Origin of the sequence: Tritonibacter sp. SIMBA_163 (genome assembly GCF_046535935.1) — a bacterium.
Classification (GTDB): domain Bacteria; phylum Pseudomonadota; class Alphaproteobacteria; order Rhodobacterales; family Rhodobacteraceae; genus Epibacterium; species Epibacterium scottomollicae.
The window spans coordinates 1-475 of the sequence record NZ_JAWJBP010000113.1 but is presented as its reverse complement, the minus strand read 5'-3'; the positions used below and the strand labels follow the sequence as shown (position 1 = coordinate 475).

The window sequence follows — 475 nt, the reverse complement described above, 5'->3', positions numbered from 1 at the left end:
ATCAGTTATGAAAATCAAAGCAATTGTTCATCCTGCCGAAGAAGGGGGATATTGGGCGGAAGTTCCTGCCTTACCTGGATGTATCACAGAGGGAGATAACATGGAGGAATTGATGAACAATCTCAAAGATGCGATCCAAGGGTGGTTAGAAGTAGCGAATGAAATAGACAATGCAGAGTCAGAAGTGCTGGAAATCTCAGTATGAAGTCGGTTTCAGGGAAAAAATTTTGTAAGATTGTTGAGAAGAAAGGCTGGATTCTTAAAAAAATTACAGGCAGTCATCATATCTACGAAAAACCAGATGAAAAGAAGATAATCTCTATTCCTGTGCATCGTAATCAGGATCTAAAGATAGGAACGCTTAGATCAATAATGAAAATTGCTCAGTTAGAGGAAAATGATCTCTAAGATTATCTAGGGTTTCCTGAAACAAGTGCGATCGCGCTTGCTATTTCTTTGCTGTTCCTTTTAATCC

At 38.7% G+C, this 475-nt stretch carries 2 protein-coding genes; both read left to right on the top strand.

Going from position 1 to position 475, the window contains the following annotated elements; translation table 11 throughout:
• On the top strand, positions 1-205 hold a 205-nt coding region (locus R0J92_RS21675; RefSeq protein WP_411053155.1), incomplete at its 5' end, for a type II toxin-antitoxin system HicB family antitoxin.
• Complete coding sequence (locus R0J92_RS21670) at positions 202-408, top strand: type II toxin-antitoxin system HicA family toxin (RefSeq protein ID WP_411053154.1); 207 nt, start codon at positions 202-204, stop codon at positions 406-408. The genes R0J92_RS21675 and R0J92_RS21670, both read left to right, overlap by 4 nt.
• Positions 409-475 lie beyond the last annotated feature (67 nt).

Coding starts and splice junctions, on each gene's coding strand:
- R0J92_RS21670 (WP_411053154.1), top strand. CDS start 202: ATGAAGTCGGTTTCAGGGAAAAAATTTTGTAAGATTGTTGAGAAGAAA.